Here is a 16,948-nt window from a genome sequence, read left to right on the forward strand (position 1 = left end):
AGACACCCCCTGTCCAGTGCCCCCCTGCCCAGCGACGGCGCGCCCGCAGCGGCGGCCGTGCGAAAGGAACGTGTCCCCATGTGCTGTCTCCCTGCCCGCTCCCCGGTGGTGACCGGGTGAGCCGACTGCCCCGCCGCCGCAAGGACCCGCCGGGCCGCCCCCGCGAGGCCGCCCCGCCGGGCCGCCGCCGGCTCCCGCTCGCCGCGCTGCGCGCCGTCCCCTGGCGCTACGACCTGCCCGCCTCGGTGGTGGTGTTCCTGGTCGCCCTGCCGCTCTGCGTCGGGGTGGCGGTCGCCTCCGGCGTCCCGGCCGAGCTGGGGCTGGTCACCGGCATCGTCGGAGGCCTGGCGGTCGGCCTCCTGCCCGGCAGCAGCCTGCAGGTCAGCGGTCCGGCCGCCGGCCTGACCGTCCTGGTCTACGACGCCGTCCAGCGCTTCGGTGTCGGTTCGCTCGGCCTGCTCGTCCTCGGCACCGGGCTGCTCCAGATCGCGATGGGGGCCTTACGGCTCGGCCGCTGGTTCCGGGCGATGTCCGCCTCGGTGGTGCACGGCATGCTGGCCGGCATCGGACTGACGCTGCTGTTCGGCCAGTTGTACGCACTCGCCGACCGCCGCGCCCCGGCCACCGGGCCGGAGAAGATCGCCGGACTGCCCGCCCTGCTGGCGGACGCGGTCACCGGCGCGGCCGCCCCGAGCGCGGTCGCCCTGGGGCTGGCCACCCTGCTGGTGCTGGTCGCCTGGAAGTACCTGCCCGGGCGCGTCGCCCGCAGCGTCCCCGCACCGCTGGCCGCGGTCGGGCTGGCCGCCGCCGTCACGGCCCTCGCCGACCTGCCGGTGGCGAGGGTCCGGGTGGCCGGCCTGCTCGACGTCGTCCACCTGCCCGACCGCGCCGCACTGGGGGCGCTGGTCGGCACCGCCGGCCTCGGCACGGTCGTCGCCTTCACCCTGATCGCCTCCGCCGAGACGCTGTTCAGCGCCGCCGCCGTCGACCGGATGCACCACGGCCGGCGCACCGACTACGACCGCGAGCTGACCGCCCAGGGCGTCGGCAACACCGTCTGCGGGCTGCTGGGTGCCCTGCCGATGACCGCGGTGATCGTTCGCAGCGCGGCCAACGTCCAGGCGGGGGCGCGGACCAAGGCCTCGCGCACCCTGCACGGGGTCTGGCTGCTGCTGTTCACCGCGCTGCTGCCCGGCGTGCTCGGGCTCGTCCCGCTCACCGCGCTGGCGGCCGTCCTGGTCCACGCCGGCGCGAAGCTCGTCCCGCTGCGGCGGATCACCGCGCTCTGCCGCGGCCACCGGGGCGAGGCGCTGGTGCTCGGGGTGACGGCGACCGCCATCATCGCCACCGACCTGTTCGAGGGGGTGCTGATCGGCATCGGCCTGGCCGTGGTCAAGTCCGCCTGGCAGACCTCGCACCTGCAGATCGGCGTGGAGGAGCTGGTCCTGCCGTCCGGCGAGCAACTGCTGCGCGTCCGGCTGAGCGGGAACGCGACCTTCCTGCGGCTGCCCCGCCTGCTGGACACCCTGGAGCGGCTGCCGGCCGACCGGCCGGTGGAGCTCGACTGGTCCGGGCTGCGCCACCTGGACCACGCCTGCACGCTGGCCCTCACCTCGTGGGCCGCCCAGCACCGGGCCCGCTCCACCGCCCCGCTCGCGGTCGAGCCGCCGCTGCCGACCGTCGTGTGAACGGCCGCCGCGCTCAGGGCCGGTCCGGCCGCGTGTGGTTAGCCTGGTCGCGGTCCGGATCGGTCCGGACCGCGACCGGTGCCGCCGGCGAGGGCCGTCGGCGGAAGGAGCGCAGAGTCGTGATCGCAGCCTTTTCGGTGACCCCGCTGGGGATCGGCGAGGACGTGGGGGAGGCGGTGGCCGCCGCCGTCCGGGTGGTCCGGGCGAGCGGGCTGCCCAACCGGACCGACGCGATGTTCACCAGCATCGAGGGGGAGTGGGACGAGGTGATGCCGGTGATTCGGGAGGCGATCGAGGCGGTGAAGGCCTACAGCGGCCGGGTGAGCACGGTCATCAAGATCGACGACCGGGCCGGGGTCACCGACGGGCTCACCGCCAAGGTCGCCTCGGTGGAGCGGCACCTGTCCGAGCACTGACCCCGCACAGCCGGTCGCTCGGCCAGGGGCCGCCCAGCGGGCCGCTCAGCCGGTCGGGCGGGGCTGCACGCCGGCCGGTGCGGGTTCCGTCGCGGGCTCGGTCACCGGCTCGGCCGCGGCGCGCCGCACCAGCAGCCGGTCCAGGGCGTACGGGCCGGAGCCGAGCACCGCGATGGCGAGGAAGGCCCAGCAGAACATGACGGAGGGCTCGCCGCCGTTCTGCAGCGGCAGCGGCGAGTGCTCCTGGTGGACGGTGAAGTAGGCGTACGCCATCGAGCCGGAGCAGAGCAGGGCGGCCGTCCGGGTGCCGATGCCGAGCAGCACCAGGGCGCCGCCGAGCAGCTGGATCAGCGCGGCCCACCAGCCGGGCCACTGGCCGAGCGGGACGGTGCCGCCGCCCTTGGCCCCGCCGAGGACGCCGAAGAGCGAGGCGGCGCCGTGGCAGGCGAAGAGCAGGCCGACGACGACCCGGAAGGCCGTCAGGACGAGGGGGCGCGCGGCGTCGGCCACCTGCTGGGGGGAGGTGGGAAGGTTCGCGGGCATGGGGAAACGCCTCCTGTGGGGGGAGGAGGAGGTACGGGGCGGTAAGGGTAGCCTTGGTCTAGTCCAGTTGGCAATGCTCCGTCAGATCTCACGTGTGCGACCTTCGGGGCCTATATTGACCGACCGTTCTGGAAAGGGTTAGCGTTCACCCATGGCGCGAACGAAGGAATTCGACCCGGACACCGTGCTCCAGGCGGCCCTTGAGCTGTTCTGGCGGCGCGGCTACGAGGCCACCTCGATGGCCGACCTGGTTGAGGAGCTCGGGATCGCCCGGGCGAGCATCTACGCCACCTTCGGCAGCAAGCATGAACTGTTCCTGCGGGCGTTGGAGCGGTACGGCGAGCAGGCTGACCCGGTGCTGCTGGTCGAGCTGTCCCAGCCCGGCCCGGTGCTGCCGGCCGTCCGCGCGCTGGTCCGCCGGTTCGCGGCGGAGTCCGCCGAGGACGGGATGAAGCGCGGCTGCTTCGTCACCAACACCGCGGTCGAACTCGCCCCGCACGACCCCGCGGCGGCTCGTCGGGTGGAGGCCAGTCTCGGTCACGTGGAGACGGCGCTGACCGCGGCCCTGGTGCGCGCCGACGCCCAGGGTGAACTGCCCGCCGGGCGGGACCCGAGGGCGCTGGCCCGGATGCTGCTGGTGCTGATGCAGGGCATGCGGGTGCTGGGCAGGACCGCCGACGGCGCGGCCCGGGTGCGGGACGCCGCCGAGCAGGCGCTGGTGCTGCTCGACTGACGGATCGTGGGGCGATGGTGAGGGGTCGTCTTTGCTGTCTCGATACTGGACCGAACGGTCATTATAGGGAGGGGGGTTTCCATGAGCGCCGCCACGGCGGACCGGCCAGGCTTCGCCCTGCTCGGTGGCGTGCAGGCCACGCTGATCTTCACGATCATGATCCTGTCCGTGCCGCTGCCCCTGGTGGCCCGGGAGTTCGGGCTCGGCCCGTCCGGTGTCCTGCTGCTGAGCGCCGCGTACGGGCTCTCCTTCAGCGCCCTGTTGCTCCTCGGCGGCCGGCTCACCGACCGCCACGGCGGCCGGCGAATGCTGCGGGTCGGGCTGGTCCTGCTCGCCGCCGCCTCGATCGCCTGCGCTCTCGCGCCCGGCTACCCCGTCCTGCTGGCGAGCCGCTTCGCCCAGGGCGTCGGCGCGGCCCTGGCCGCCCCGGCGGCGGTCGCCGTCGTCCGGGCGCTGTATCCCGAACCCGCGCGCTACCGGCGGGCGATGGCCACCTGGGGAGGCCTCTCGGTGCTCGGTGCCACCGCCGGGAACCTGCTCTCCGGGGCGGTCGCCGCCTGGGTCTCCTGGCGCTGGCTGTTCGCCGTCCCCGTCCTGGTCGCCCTCATCGGCCTCGCCCGCTCCGGCTCGCTGCCGACCGCCGAACCGGCGGGCCACCGCCGCCCGGGCCTGGACCTGCCCGGCGCCGCCCTGGCCACCGCCGGTGTCTGCGCGGCCAGTTACGGCCTGGTGGCATCCACCGAGCACGGCTGGCGGGGCCCCGAGGTGGTCGCGCCGCTGGCCGCCGGGCTGTTCCTGCTGCTCGCCTTCGCCGCCGCCGAGCGGCGCACCGCAGACCCGCTGCTGCCACCCGGCTTCCTCGCCGACCGGCACCGGGCCACCGCGCTCGCCGCCGTCATGGCGACCGCCGCCGGCACCGCGCTGACCTCCCTGCTGCTCGCGCTCTACCTCCAACAGGTCCGTGGCTGGGGCGTGTTGGCCACCTCCGCAGCCTTCCTGCCGTACGCGGGGGCGCTGCTGGCGGCCGGTCGCCTGGCCGGGCCGTTGGCCGCCCGGTACGGCCCCGTCGCGGTCACCGCCGGCGGGCTCGCCGTGGCGGGTGCCGGGCTCGGCCTGCTGGCCCGGCTCGCACCCGGGAGCGGGTACGTCGGCGGGCTGCTGCCCGGGCTGCTCCTGCTGCCCGCCGGGGCCGCGGCGGCCTTCGCCGGCGCGGCCGTGCTCGCCACCGGCGGCGTGCCGCCCGAGCGGACCGGCCTCGCCGCAGGCGTGCTCAACACCGCCATGGAGCTCGGCCCCACCGCCGGCGTCGCCGCCCTGATGGCGCTCGCCGCCACCCGTCCGACCGTGGTCGGCGGCTATGCCGCGGCCTTCGCGGCGGCCGCCGTCGGGCTGGCGCTCACCGCCCTCGCGGTCGCCACCCTCGCCCGCCGATCGAACGGGCCCGTCGAGGCCGGGAGCACCGAGGGCGCCGACCCCACCAAGACCACCTCCGCACCAGAACGCACCAACCGAACCAAGGAGTACTCATCATGACCACGCGTTTCGCCGACAAGTCCGTCCTGGTCACCGGCGGCGGCAGCGGCATCGGCCGGGCCATCGCCCTCGCCTTCGCCGGGGAGGGCGCGCGGGTCGCGGTGGCCGGCCGCAGCGCCGGCCCGCTCGCCGAGACGGTCGAGCTGATCGAGCGGGCCGGCGGCAAGGCCGTCGCGCTGACCGGGGACGTGGCGGACGGTCAGGACGCCGCCCGGCTGGTCCGGGAGACCGTCGAGCTGTTCGGCGGGCTGGACGTCGCCGTCAACAACGCGGGCGTGTTCGGCGCTGTCGGCCCGGTCGCCGACATCGACGAGGACGAGTGGCACCGGGTGTTCGGCGTCAACCTGACCGGCACCTGGCTCGCCATGAAGCACCAGATCGGCCACATGCGGGCCCACGGCGGCGGCGCGATCGTCAACGTCTCGTCCAACCTCGGCGTCCACATGCGCCTGCCCGGCCTCGGCGCCTACGCCGCCAGCAAGGCCGCCGTCACCGCGCTGACCCGCAGCGCCGCGCTCGACCACATCGCGGACGGTATCCGGATCACCATGGTGAGCCCCGGCCCGGTGGACACCAGCATGTCCACCCGGCCCGGTGAGAACGAGGCCGACAAGGCCGCACGGATGAAGGAGAGCCTCCCGGTCGGCCGGGCGGGTGCGGTCGAGGAGGTCGCCGCCGCGGTGCTGTACCTCGCCTCGCCCGAGGCGGCCTTCATCGTCGGCGCCGACCTGGTCCTGGACGGCGGCGCCACCGCCTGACCCGCCCCGGCTCAACGACCGGGCGGCAGAGCGGCCCAACGGCCGGACGGCAACCGGTCGTTGAGCCGTTCGCGGCTACAGCTCCGCGAACGCGTCCCGCGCCTGCTCGGTCCGGGCCCGGGCCACCACGAAGTCCTCGTCGATCGCGATGACCAGTACGTCCGGCCAGGCGAACCAGCGGCAGCCACGGCCGAGCCGGGGCAGCTCCGTAAGCCCCTCCGGAACCTCCGCATCTGACTCGGCGAAAACGCTCAGCTCGTCGTCCTGCAGCAGCTTCTCCATCATCGCCATCACCACGGCGGCCGTCGAGAAGCGCTCCTCCCAGGGCTCCCAGCGTTCCTCCGACTTGTCCGCGAGGTCCGGCCGGCCCACCGTCGGCGGATCGTCCTGGTCGAGGTCGGCCAGCAGGACGCCCCAGTGCGCGCACGCCTGGTTCTCCTCCTGGTACACCAAAGCGCCGTCCAGGACGAACAGTTCCTCCGGCGGCAGCAGCCGGTTGTGGTTGCCGGTGAGGTCCGCCCGGCGGCCGAACAGCCGGTACGCCTCGCGCAGCGCGACGGGCAGCCGCAGGCCCAGGCGCCGCTCGGCGGCGTCGAGTTCGGCGTCCTCGAAGCCGTCGCCGGGTCGCAGCGGCTCGCCCCAGTAGGCTGCGAAGCCCTCGACGAGCGCCCGGGCGCCCGCGCGGCCCCGCAGGGATTCGGCCATCGCGGCCGGTAGGTCGAATTTGGTGTCGTTCATCCGGGAACCGTACGACGCCCCACCGACAGGCCACTGGAGGGCGTACTGGAGGGCGTACTTGAGGGGATGCCGCGACGGGTGAGGACGCGCCCCAACGCCCGTCCGCGCACGACCGGCCGAATTCTGACGCGAACGCGTAAGCCCACCGACACTCATTGCTCACCGTGGGGTTTCCAGCCCGTCGTGTGGGCAGGACACGGTTTCGGCCGGAACCGACGCAACGAAAGGCGGACGCGCACCCCATGCCGACCGCACCGCACACCGCGCCCCCACCGGGTCGCCGAAACCGCTGGGGCGAGCACGGGCTCGCCTGGGCCTTCCTGCTGCCCTCCCTGGTGGTGTTCGTCCTCTTCATCGGCTACCCGCTGGGACGGACGATCTACCTGAGCGGGCACGCGAACGACCTGTTCGGCGCGCCCTCCCGCTACGTCGGGATGAAGCACTACACCGACCTGCTGACCTCGGCGGACTTCCGGCGCACCCTCGTCACCACCGCCCTGTTCACGGTGCTGACGGTGGTGCCCGGCGTCCTCGGCGCGCTGGCGCTGGTGCTGCTCCTGGAGAACCGGATCCGGGGCGTGCGGTTGCTGCGCTCCGCCTTCGCGCTGCCCTTCGCCTTCTCGGTGGCCAGCGCGTCCGTGGTCTTCGCGGTGTTCTTCAACCCCGCCAGCGGGGTGCTCAACGGCCTGCTCTCGCACCTCGGGCTCGGCCCGATCGGCTGGCTGACCGACTCCCGCTACGCGCTGCTCTCGGTCGCCGTCACCACGATCTGGATGAGCCTCGGCTACAACGTCCTGGTGCTCTCCGCCGGCATCGGCTCGATCCCCGCCGAGATCCTGGAGGCGGCCAGGATCGACGGCGCCTCAGGCCTGCGGCTGGCCCGCTCGATCACCGTGCCGATGCTCGGCCCGAACCTGTTCTTCCTGACCGTGGTCTCCACCGTCCACGCGCTGCAGAGTTTCGGCCAGATCCACATCCTCACCAAGGGCGGCCCGGACGGTGCCACCCGGACCCTCGTCTACTCCGTCTACGAGAAGGCCTTCGCCTACGGCTCCAGCGACTTCGGCACCGCGAGTGCCCAGGCCGTGGTGCTGCTCGTGGTCGTCCTCGCCTGCACGGCCGTCCAGTTCGGCGTCCTGGAGCGGAAGGTGCACTACGCATGACCGTGACCGCCACCGAGGCCGGAGCCGGGCCCCAGGGCGGGGCCGAGGCACCACGCCGCCCGCGCACCCGCATCCTGGCCGGCCGCTCGCCGCGCGACCTGCTCGGCCGCGCCACCGTCTACCTGCTGCTCGCCGTCGCCGTCGTCACCGTGGCCTTCCCGGTGTACTACGCGATCGCCGGCGCCTTCATGGGTCCGTCCGAACTCTCCTCCTACCCGCCGGCGTTGGTGCCCCACTCGGTCACCGGGCGGAACTTCGCCGGCGCCGTCGACACCATCCCGCTGGCCCGGCAGTACGCCAACTCGGCGATCGTGGCGACCGTCATCACGCTCGCCCAGCTGTTCACCTCGATCCTGGCCGCGTACGCCTTCGTCTTCCTGCCGCTCAAGGCGCGGGCCGTGGTGTTCGGGGTGTTCCTGGCGACGTTGATGGTCCCGTGGGAGGCCATCATCATCCCCAACTACCTGACGCTGTCGGGCTGGGGGCTCGGAAACACCTACTTCGGCCTGGTGCTGCCCTTCCTCGCCTCCGGCTTCGGCACCTTCATGCTGCGGCAGTCCTTCCGGCAACTTCCCGGCGAACTGCGCGACGCCGCGCGGATCGACGGCGCGGGCCACTGGCGGTTCCTGTGGCGGATCGTCGTCCCGCTCAACAAACCCGCCCTGGCGGCACTGTCGATCTACGTCTTCCTGTCCGCCTGGAACCAGTACTTCTGGCCGCTCATCATCACCCGCACGGCGAACATGCAGACCCTGCAGATCGGTCTGACCTCGCTGCGCGACTCCGAGATGGCCGACCCGGGCCTGATCCTGGCCGGTGTCGTGCTCTCGCTGCTGCCCACCCTCGCCCTGGTGGTCTTCGGCCAGCGCTTCATCGTCCGCGGCCTCACTGCGGGCGCCGTCCGCTGACCGGCTCCGCTGACCGGCTCCGCGCCCTCCGCTCCGCTCCTCCCGCTCTCCCGAGCACGTCCCTCCCGACAGAGAGAGAACCTCCCGTGAAGAAGAGTGCCCGCGCGCTCGCGGCCCTGCTGGTGGCCGGCCTGTCCCTGACCGCCTGTAGCTCCGGCGGTTCCAGCTCCGGCTCCGGCGGCTCCTCCGACGCCGCCGCCCCCGGCGCCCAGGCGCTCGACCAGGCCTCCGGCGTCACCGGCGTCGAGTTCTGGCACTCGATGACCGGCAAGAACGCCGAGGTCCTGACCGGGCTGGTCAACCAGTTCAACGCCGCCCACCAGGGCAAGATCGAGGTCAAGCCGCAGTTCCAGGGCAAGTACGACGACCTGGTCGCCAAGTACAAGGCCGCGGTGCAGCAGAAGGGCACCCCCGCCCTGGTGCAGGTCTACGACATCGGCACCCGGTTCATGATCGACTCCAAGCAGACCGTCCCGGCCCAGGCCTTCGCCGACAAGGACGGCTACGCGCTCGACGACCTCGACCCGAACATCCGCAACTACTACTCCGTCGGCGGCAAGCTCGCCTCGATGCCGTTCAACTCCTCGATGCCGCTGCTCTACCTCAACACCGACGCCTTCAAGGAGGCCGGTGTCGACCCGGCCCAGCCGCCCAAGGACCTCGCCGAACTCGGCGAACTGGCGAAGAAGCTGACCAAGAAGGACGCCGACGGCAAGACCGTCCGCTACGGCTTCGGCGCCGCCATCTACGGCTGGTTCGTCGAGCAGCTGCTCGCCGAGTCCGGCACCATGTACTGCGACCAGGACAACGGCCGCAGCAACAAGGCCGGCAAGGCCGTCTTCGACTCCGCCCAGGGCGCGCAGATCGTCCAGTGGTGGGCCGACCTGGTCAAGGGCGGCTACGCGGCCAACACCGGCCGCAACACCGACGACGCCCAGGCCGCGTTCAAGGCCGGCACCGTCGCCATGCACCTGGAGTCCACCGGCGTGCTGCGCGGCTACACCGAGGCCGCCAAGTTCACCGTCGCCACCGCGGCCTTCCCCAAGGTCGCCGCCGCGGACCAGGGCGGCCCCGTCATCGGCGGCGCCTCGCTGTGGATCAGCGGCCCGGGCCACTCCGACGCCGAGAAGCGCGCGGCCTGGGAGTTCGAGAAGTTCGTCACCGCCCCCGAGCAGCAGGCCGTCTGGCACACCGGCACCGGCTACTTCCCGGTCAACCGCAAGTCCCTGGACGACCCCAAGGACAAGGAGTGGGTGGCCAAGTACCCGCAGTTCCAGACCGCCATCGACCAGCTCAAGGCCACCAAGCCGTCCCCGGCCACCGCGGGCTGCCTGCTCGGCGTGATGCCGCAGGCCCGCAAGGGTGTGGAGACCGCCATCGAGCAGACCATCGCGGGCTCCAAGACCGCCCAGCAGGCCCTCGCCGACGCGGCCAAGGAACTCCAGCCCGCGATCGAGAGCTACAACAGCTCCGTGAGCTGACCCGCCCGCTCCACGACGGCCCGCCCGGCGCAGCACCGCCCGGGCGGGCCGTCGCGCGTCGTGCGGAGCGTCACGCCGAGAGCGCTTCGCCGTCCTCGGGAAGCACGCAGGCGGCCGCCAGCTCGTCCAGCGACAGATCCAGCGCGAACGCCAGCGCCGCGATGGTGAAGAACGACGGCGTCGGCGCCCGACCCGTCTCGATCTTGCGCAACGTCTCCGCCGAGACACCGGCCACCGCCGCCACCTCGACCATGCTGCGCTCACCACGCGCCTCGCGCAGCAGCGCCCCGAAGCGCTCCCCACGCTCGCGCTCCCACGGGGTCAGCGGAGTCCTCACCATGAGGTCGATACTACGGCCTGCCCCGTACGGTCCGGGCGCCATCGCCCTCCCCGGCCGACCGGCCCCCCGGGGCCCATCTCCGAGGCCGCGCCACGCGCCCCCGCCCTCCCCGTCGTCCGGCCGGCGCGGGGGCCGCGCTCTTCCGCTCAGCCCGGCGGCCTTCCCACTCCGCAGACCGTGATACAAATACCGGTATAAGAATTGGATCGAGGGGAGACGAGTCACCATGGTCGAGATCAAGTCGGACGCCGCCCTGGACGCGATGCGCGAGGCCGGGCGGGTGGTGGCGGACGCGCTGGCCGCCGTGCGCGACGCGGCGGCGGTGGGTGTGAGCCTGCTGGAACTGGACGAGGTGGCGCGCGGCGTGCTGCGGGCGGCCGGGGCCACCTCGCCGTTCCTGGGCTACCGCCCGTCCTTCGCCCCCGTGCCGTTCCCGGCCGTCATCTGCGCCTCCGTGAACGACGCCGTCGTGCACGGCATCCCGGACGGCTACCGGCTGTGCGACGGCGATCTGGTGAGCATCGACTGCGGCGCCGTCCTGAACGGCTGGGCCGGCGACTCCGCCGTGAGCTTCATCGTCGGCACCGCCCGGCCCGAGGACACGGCCCTGATCGACGCCACCCGGCGCGCCCTGGAGGCCGGCATCGCCGCCGCGGTGGTCGGCAACCGGATCGGCGACATCGCCCACGCCGTCGGCAGCGTCGCCCGCGCCGGGCGCTACGGCCTGCCCGAGGGCTTCGGCGGACACGGCATCGGGCGCCACATGCACGAGGACCCGCACCTGCCCAACGAGGGCCGGCCGGGCCGGGGTTACCGGCTGCGGCCGGGCCTGGTGCTGGCGATCGAGCCGATGCTCACGGCCGGCGGCCGGGACGACTACGACACCGATCCGGACGGCTGGACGCTGCGCACCACCGACGGCAGCCGCGCCGCGCACATCGAGCACACCGTCGCGATCACCGAGGACGGCCCGCGCATCCTGACCCTGCGGTAGGGCCCGTCCGACCGGTGGCCCGTCCGGCCGGCGGCGTGCGGGCCCCCACCCTGGCGTTCACCTCGGCCCGGTACGCTCGGCGGTGTGACCAAAGGCGTGATGTTCGACTTCTCCGGCACCCTCTTCCGGGTCGCCTCGACCGCCCAGTGGCTGGACGCCTTCGCGGCGTCCACCGGCCTCGGCCTGCCCGCTTCCGAGCAGGCCGAACTGGTCCGGAGGCTGGAGGAGTTCGGCGCCCTGCCGGGCGGCGTACCGCCCCGCCGCATCCCGGTGGACGTACAGGAGGCCTGGCAGGAGCGGGACTTGACCCCGCAGCTGCACCGGGCGGCGTACACCGCGCTGGCACGCGCGGCCGAGCCGCCCGCCGCCCTCGATGTGGACGCCCTCTACGACACGCACATGGCACCCGCGAGCTGGCGGCCGTACCCGGACGCCGGGCCGGTGCTGCGGGAGCTGCGCCGCCGGGGCGTGCCCGTGGCGGTGGTGAGCAACATCGGCTGGGACCTGCGGCCGATCTTCCGGGAGCACGGGCTCGACGAGCTCGTCGACGCCTACGTGCTGTCCTTCGAGCTCGGCGCGCAGAAGCCCGACCCGGTGATCTTCGAGGCGGCCTGCGAGCGGCTGGGCCTGCCCCCGGCCGACGTGCTGATGGTCGGCGACGACCGGACCTGCGACGGCGGGGCGACGGCCCTGGGCTGCGCCTTCCACCCGGTGGACCACCTGCCGGTCGAGCAGCGCCCCGCCGCCCTGACGCCCCTGCTCGACCTGCTGTCCTGACCGCCCGGAGCTCGCCACCTGCTCTGAACCAGCCGGAGCTGCCAAGGTGTTGACCTCCCCTCAGCAATGGCCGGGAGAGGGGGGTTTACCCCACCCCCGGTCGACCCGCTGCCCGGATGGGTCCAAGTCCCCGGCGCCAGCAGACTTCTGGGCATGCCGAACCCCAACCGCACCCTCGCCGCCGTGACCGCGGCCGCCGCGCTCGTCGTCACCGTCTTCGCCGCCCAGCCCGCCGCAGCGGCGGGCCCGGGCGCGGACGCCGCCGGGGCGAGCCGCCTCGCCTGGTCGGCCTGCCCGGGCCAGGCCTACGCCCGCCAGCAGTGCACCACCCTCGCCATCCCGCTCGACTACGCGGACCCGGACGGCCCGCAGATCACCCTCGCCGTCTCCCGGATCGCGGCCGCCAAACCGGGCCTGCGCCACGGTGTCCTGCTGATCATCCCCGGCGGGCCCGGCGACAACGGCCTCGACCGTCCCGCCGGCGCGGCCAAACGGCTTCCGCAGTCCGTCCTGGACCGCTACGACCTGGTCGGCTTCGACCCGCGCGGTGTCGGCCGTTCGACGCCGGTCAGCTGTGGTCTGGAGACGTCGGACCTGGCGATGGTCAAGCTCCGGCCCTGGCCCGCCGCCGACGGCTCGATCGACGAGAACCTCGCCACCGCCCGCCGGGTCGCCGAGACCTGCGCCCGCAACGGTGGCCCGGTGCTGCGCAGCCTCAGTACCCGCAACGAGGCCCGTGACATCGACCGGATCCGCCAGGCCCTCGGCGAGCGCCGCCTCTCGGCCTGGGGCACCTCGTACGGCACGTACGCGGGCGCCGTCTACGCCACGATGTTCCCCCGGCAGACCGACCGGATCGTGCTCGACAGCAACGACGATCCGGACCCGTCGCGGGTGGGGCGCGGCTGGCTCGCCGCCTTCGGCCAGGGCGCCGAGGACCGCTTCCCGGACTTCGCCGAGTGGGCCTCGGCACCCGGCAATCCGGACCGGGTCGCGGACACCCCGGCGGATGTCCGCCCGCTCTTCCTGGACCTCGCCGCCCGTCTGGACGCCGCGCCGCTGCCCTGGCCGGGCGCCAACCCGGCGGAGCTGAGCGGCAACGTGCTGCGCGAGGCCATGCTGCAGAGCCTGTACGCGGATGGCGCGTTCCCCGATCTCGCCCGGTTGATGCTGGCCGGCCTCGGCCGCCGCCCGCTGCCCGCGCCGGTGGTGCCGCCGGAGGAGGTGCTGCAGAACCACATCGCGGCCTCCGCCGGCACCCTCTGCAACGACGTCGCCTGGCCCGCCGATCCGGCCGCCTACCGGAAGGACGTCGCCGCCGAGCGCGCCGCCCGTCCGCTCACCGCGGGCATGCCGGTGAACGTGATGCCGTGCGCCTTCTGGCCGTTCGCGCCGGCCGAGTCGCCGGTCCGGGTTACCGGCCGAGGCCCGGCGAACATCCTGCTGGCGCAGAACCTGCGCGACCCCGCCACCCCGTACCGGGGCGCGCTCAAGCTGCGCGCGGCGCTGGGGGATCGGGCCCGGATGGTCACGGTGGACTCCGGCGGGCACGACGTCTACCTGGCCAACGGGAACGCCTGCGGCGACGCGGTGGTGACGGACTTCCTGGTCACCGGCCGCCGACCGGCCGAGGACGTCCGCTGCCCGGCCGGCTGAGCCGGGTCGAACGAGCCCGACCGGCGAAGGGGGCAACGGGCCGTGGACGAACGGTCCTTGCCCTCGACCGGGCACCCGTCCGACCAGCCGGAACGAGCCGAATCTGTGGCGGATTTGTGACAAAGCTTCGCCAACACCCTGCCCTGGCAGGGTATTCGCGGCCTTAGTGTTCCAGCTATGTCACCGAAGAGCCGCATACCTGCCCCGGACGCGGGCGACACCTGGGTGCCGCGCCCGCGGCGCCGTGAGACCCCGCTCGGATTCCTGGGTCACACGGTCACGTTCCTCGGCTGCTGCACGCTCGGCGGTGTCCTGCTGGCCGGCCTCGTCCTTCCCGCGGCGGGCGCCGTCGGGCTCGGGGCGAAGAGCGGCGTCGAGGGCTTCGAGAGCATCCCCGACGACTTCAAGACCCCGCCGCTGACGCAGGCGACGCAGATCTTCGACGCCGGCGGCGGCCTGATCGCCAAGGTCTACGAGCGGGACCGCACGGTGATACCCGCCGAGCAGATGTCGCCCCTGATGCGCCAGGCGCAGGTGGACATCGAGGACGCGCGGTTCTACGAGCACGGCGCCGTCGACCTCAAGGGCGTCCTGCGGGCGATCACCAAGAACGCGGAGAGCGGCGCCACCGTCCAGGGCGCGTCCACCCTGACCCAGCAGTACGTGAAGAACGTCAACGTCGAGAAGGCCGGCGACGACCCGGCGGCCGTCCTGGAGGCGCAGCGCAAGACCCTCGGCCGCAAGATCCAGGAACTCCGGTACGCCATCAAGCTGGAGGAGGACCTGACGAAGGATCAGATCCTCACCAACTACCTGAACATCACCTTCTACGGCCACCAGGCGTACGGCATACAGGCGGCCGCGCAGCGGTACTTCAGCAAGGACGCCAAGGACCTCGCCCTCCCCGAGGCGGCCATGCTCGCCGGGCTGGTGCAGAACCCCTCCCAGTACGACCCGAAGCTGCACCCGGTGGCCGCGCAGAAGCGCCGGGACACCGTCATCGACAAGATGGTCGAGAACAAGCACATCACCGCCGACCAGGCCAAGGAGGCCAAGGCCGCCCCGCTGGGCCTGACGTACAAGGACCCGCAGAACGGCTGCATCACCGCCCAGGCCGGCATGGGCTTCTTCTGCGACTACGTGCGCCACGTGGTCAAGCAGGACCCGGTGTTCGGCAAGAACGCCGCCGACCGCAAGAAGCTGTGGGACACCGGCGGCCTCAACATCTACACCACGCTGGATCCGGAGAAGCAGGCCGCCGCCCAGAACGCCGTCTCCCGGCAGGTGTACGTCACCGACCCGGTCTCGGCGGCGATGACGATGGTCGAGCCCGGCACCGGCAAGATCCTGGCGATGGCGCAGACCCGCCCCTACGGTCTGGCGAAGGAGAAGAACGAGACCGTCGTCAACTACAACGTGGACGCGGCGATGGGCGGCGGCATCGGCTTCCAGCCCGGCTCCAACTTCAAGCCGATCGTGGCCGCCGCGGGCCTGGAGGCCGGTCTGTCGCCCACCCAGCGGTACGACTCGCCCAACCGCATGGACTGGCCGACGATGAAGACCTGCGACGGCACCTGGAAGAACCTGAGCAAGGGCAAGAAGGAGGGCAGCATCCCCAACGAGAGCGCGTCCGAGGTCGGCCCGTACGAGCTCAAGGAGGCGATGGCCCGCTCGGTCAACACCTACTTCGTGCAGATGGAGCAGGAGATCGGCCTCTGCGCCGTCAAGCAGATGGCCAACAAGCTGGGCGTGACCGGCAAGGCGAGCGGCGACCCGCTCCAGGAGCTGCCCGCCCTCGGCCTCGGTACCCAGGAGGTGAGCCCGCTGACCATGGCCAACGTGTACGCGAGCTTCGCCGCCCGGGGCACCTACTGCGCGCCGCTGGCGATCAACAGGATCTCCACGGTGGACGGCAAGGACGTCCCGGTGAGCCCGGCCAAGTGCGGCGAGGTGATGTCCGAGAACACCGCGGACGTGATCAACAGCGTGCTGCTGGGGGTGACCGAGAAGGGCACCGCGAAGGAACTCGGCCTGGACGACGGCCGCCAGATCGCCGGAAAGACCGGGACCACGGACGAGAAGAAGTCGGCCTGGTTCACCGGTTACACGGGCAACCTGGCCGCCTCGGTCTGGCTGGGCAGCCCGGGCACCAAGGTGCCGATGAAGAACATCCGGATCGGCGGCCACTACCAGAAGGAGGTGTTCGGGGCGACCGGCCCCGGGCCGATCTGGCAGGAGGCGATGAACGACGCGGTCCGGAACCTGCCCGAGCAGGACTTCCGGACCGTCTACATCCCGGACCCGCCCAAGCGCGACCCGGGCTGCGCCACCCCCAGCGGCTCGCCGAGCGCCTCCTGCACCGGCGGCACCGGTCCGGGCAAGCAGCGGCCGAGCAGCCCGGGCAGCCCGAGCAGCCCGGGCAGCCCGAGCAGCCCGGTCGGCCGCTCCGCGCCCTCCGCCCCGTCCGCGCCCTCCGCCCCGGCCGACAACCAGGACCAGTGAGCCGCCCGGCCCCGCCTGAGTACCCGTACTCCTGCGGGGCCCCGGCCCGGCGGCGGACGATGACGCCGTGTCACCCAGCATCCTCGGCGTCCCCGCCGTGGTCAGGCCCTAGCGCGCCTCGACCGGCTCGCCGCTGTCCTGGTCGAGGTTGAAGACGCGCCGATAGGAGTCGGTGACCACGGTGATCTGGTCCCGGCCCGTCCAACTCGCCTCCACCAGCCGGGCGTCGTCCGGAGCCCGGCCGATCTGGGCCAGTGACCAGCGCCGCGCGGTCCAGCCCGCACCGGCCTCCAGCAGCACCTGCCAGTCGTCGCCGCTCTTCGGTCCGACGCCGTACGAGCGGTGCACCACGACCAGGGCCCGCTCGGGCTGAGCCGGGGCGGTCTCCCGGCGGCGGGTCTCGGCCGCCGCGACCTTGTGCGCGGCCAGCACGCCGAGCAGGAACACCACGCCGGCGGTCACCGTGACCGCGCGGGTGGCCGTCCGTACGGCGGTGCGCCGGTCGCCCAGCCAGGCGGCGGCGATCAGCGCGGCCAGCGCCGCCCCGAGCAGCAGCTCGGGCTGGTTCAGCAGGTCGGCGACCAGCATCAGCCCGCCCGAACGGCTCTCCCACTGCCCCTCGGTGTAGAGCAGCACGGCGGTCACCCCGGCCGCCAGCAGCAGCCGGACCAGGACGCGCCTGGCCTTCGGCATCCGGTTCCTCATCGTCCCCCCGTCC

The 16,948-nt window shown here is 73.2% G+C and carries 16 protein-coding genes; 12 read left to right on the plus strand and 4 right to left on the minus strand.

Going from position 1 to position 16,948, the window contains the following annotated elements; all coding sequences use genetic code 11:
- The first annotated feature begins 206 nt into the window (after window positions 1-206).
- On the plus strand, window positions 207-1,688 hold the full coding sequence (locus ACIOJE_RS33370; RefSeq protein WP_400781472.1) for a SulP family inorganic anion transporter: 1,482 nt from the start codon (window positions 207-209) through the stop codon (window positions 1,686-1,688).
- A 119-nt stretch (window positions 1,689-1,807) separates the two neighbouring features.
- The gene (locus ACIOJE_RS33375) at window positions 1,808-2,104 is read left to right on the plus strand and encodes an MTH1187 family thiamine-binding protein (RefSeq protein WP_280686235.1); all 297 of its coding nucleotides are present in this window, start codon (window positions 1,808-1,810) and stop codon (window positions 2,102-2,104) included.
- 45 nt (window positions 2,105-2,149) lie between these two features.
- On the opposite strand, the gene ACIOJE_RS33380 is transcribed toward ACIOJE_RS33375, so the two are convergent.
- Entirely contained in the window at window positions 2,150-2,647 is a 498-nt protein-coding gene (locus ACIOJE_RS33380) for a DoxX family protein (RefSeq protein WP_400781389.1), read from the minus strand.
- A gap of 151 nt (window positions 2,648-2,798) precedes the next feature.
- Between ACIOJE_RS33380 and ACIOJE_RS33385 the strand changes: the two genes are divergently transcribed.
- The 3 genes from ACIOJE_RS33385 to ACIOJE_RS33395 all read left to right on the plus strand — a co-directional run bounded on the left by ACIOJE_RS33385 (window position 2,799) and on the right by ACIOJE_RS33395 (window position 5,671).
- A complete protein-coding gene (locus ACIOJE_RS33385; protein ID WP_400781392.1) occupies window positions 2,799-3,380 on the plus strand; it encodes a TetR/AcrR family transcriptional regulator in 582 nt (193 codons plus the stop codon).
- Between the two features lie 81 nt (window positions 3,381-3,461).
- Complete coding sequence (locus tag ACIOJE_RS33390; RefSeq protein ID WP_400781394.1) at window positions 3,462-4,913, plus strand: MFS transporter; 1,452 nt, start codon at window positions 3,462-3,464, stop codon at window positions 4,911-4,913.
- Entirely contained in the window at window positions 4,910-5,671 is a 762-nt protein-coding gene (locus ACIOJE_RS33395) for an SDR family NAD(P)-dependent oxidoreductase (RefSeq protein ID WP_400781397.1), read from the plus strand. Before ACIOJE_RS33390 ends, ACIOJE_RS33395 begins: the two co-directional genes overlap by 4 nt.
- Before the next feature lie 75 nt (window positions 5,672-5,746).
- Here ACIOJE_RS33395 and ACIOJE_RS33400 read toward each other — a convergent pair whose 3' ends face one another.
- Window positions 5,747-6,409 (minus strand): SMI1/KNR4 family protein, encoded by a 663-nt coding sequence (locus ACIOJE_RS33400; RefSeq protein ID WP_400781400.1) that lies wholly within the window; start codon window positions 6,407-6,409, stop codon window positions 5,747-5,749.
- Between the two features lie 242 nt (window positions 6,410-6,651).
- Here ACIOJE_RS33400 and ACIOJE_RS33405 point away from each other — a divergent pair, with 242 nt between their 5' ends.
- The 3 genes from ACIOJE_RS33405 to ACIOJE_RS33415 all read left to right on the plus strand — a co-directional run bounded on the left by ACIOJE_RS33405 (window position 6,652) and on the right by ACIOJE_RS33415 (window position 9,961).
- Window positions 6,652-7,572, plus strand: coding sequence for a sugar ABC transporter permease (locus tag ACIOJE_RS33405; protein WP_280686241.1), 921 nt, complete (start codon window positions 6,652-6,654; stop codon window positions 7,570-7,572).
- A complete protein-coding gene (locus ACIOJE_RS33410; protein WP_400781404.1) occupies window positions 7,569-8,480 on the plus strand; it encodes a carbohydrate ABC transporter permease in 912 nt (303 codons plus the stop codon). The genes ACIOJE_RS33405 and ACIOJE_RS33410 overlap by 4 nt, the downstream gene beginning before the upstream one ends.
- An 86-nt stretch (window positions 8,481-8,566) precedes the next feature.
- Complete coding sequence (locus tag ACIOJE_RS33415; protein WP_400781406.1) at window positions 8,567-9,961, plus strand: ABC transporter substrate-binding protein; 1,395 nt, start codon at window positions 8,567-8,569, stop codon at window positions 9,959-9,961.
- 70 nt (window positions 9,962-10,031) lie between these two features.
- On the opposite strand, the gene ACIOJE_RS33420 is transcribed toward ACIOJE_RS33415, so the two are convergent.
- Entirely contained in the window at window positions 10,032-10,301 is a 270-nt protein-coding gene (locus tag ACIOJE_RS33420) for a helix-turn-helix domain-containing protein (RefSeq protein ID WP_400674900.1), read from the minus strand.
- A gap of 226 nt (window positions 10,302-10,527) precedes the next feature.
- Between ACIOJE_RS33420 and map the strand changes: the two genes are divergently transcribed.
- The 4 genes from map (at window position 10,528) to ACIOJE_RS33440 (ending at window position 16,230) form a co-directional block, all read left to right on the plus strand.
- Window positions 10,528-11,295, plus strand: a complete 768-nt coding sequence (map, locus tag ACIOJE_RS33425) for a type I methionyl aminopeptidase (protein WP_280686245.1) — start codon at window positions 10,528-10,530, stop codon at window positions 11,293-11,295.
- Between the two features lie 84 nt (window positions 11,296-11,379).
- The gene (locus ACIOJE_RS33430) at window positions 11,380-12,072 is read left to right on the plus strand and encodes an HAD-IA family hydrolase (RefSeq protein WP_280686246.1); all 693 of its coding nucleotides are present in this window, start codon (window positions 11,380-11,382) and stop codon (window positions 12,070-12,072) included.
- Window positions 12,073-12,225: 153 nt separating this feature from the next.
- Window positions 12,226-13,728, plus strand: a complete 1,503-nt coding sequence (locus ACIOJE_RS33435; RefSeq protein WP_400781409.1) for an alpha/beta hydrolase — start codon at window positions 12,226-12,228, stop codon at window positions 13,726-13,728.
- A 177-nt stretch (window positions 13,729-13,905) separates the two neighbouring features.
- Window positions 13,906-16,230, plus strand: a complete 2,325-nt coding sequence (locus tag ACIOJE_RS33440) for a transglycosylase domain-containing protein (RefSeq protein ID WP_400781411.1) — start codon at window positions 13,906-13,908, stop codon at window positions 16,228-16,230.
- A 108-nt stretch (window positions 16,231-16,338) separates the two neighbouring features.
- On the opposite strand, the gene ACIOJE_RS33445 is transcribed toward ACIOJE_RS33440, so the two are convergent.
- The gene (locus ACIOJE_RS33445) at window positions 16,339-16,923 is read right to left on the minus strand and encodes a hypothetical protein (RefSeq protein ID WP_280683452.1); all 585 of its coding nucleotides are present in this window, start codon (window positions 16,921-16,923) and stop codon (window positions 16,339-16,341) included.
- Window positions 16,924-16,948: the final 25 nt, after the last annotated feature.

Source organism: Kitasatospora sp. NPDC087861, assembly GCF_044742585.1.
In the GTDB taxonomy this organism is placed as follows: Bacteria; Actinomycetota; Actinomycetes; order Streptomycetales; family Streptomycetaceae; genus Kitasatospora.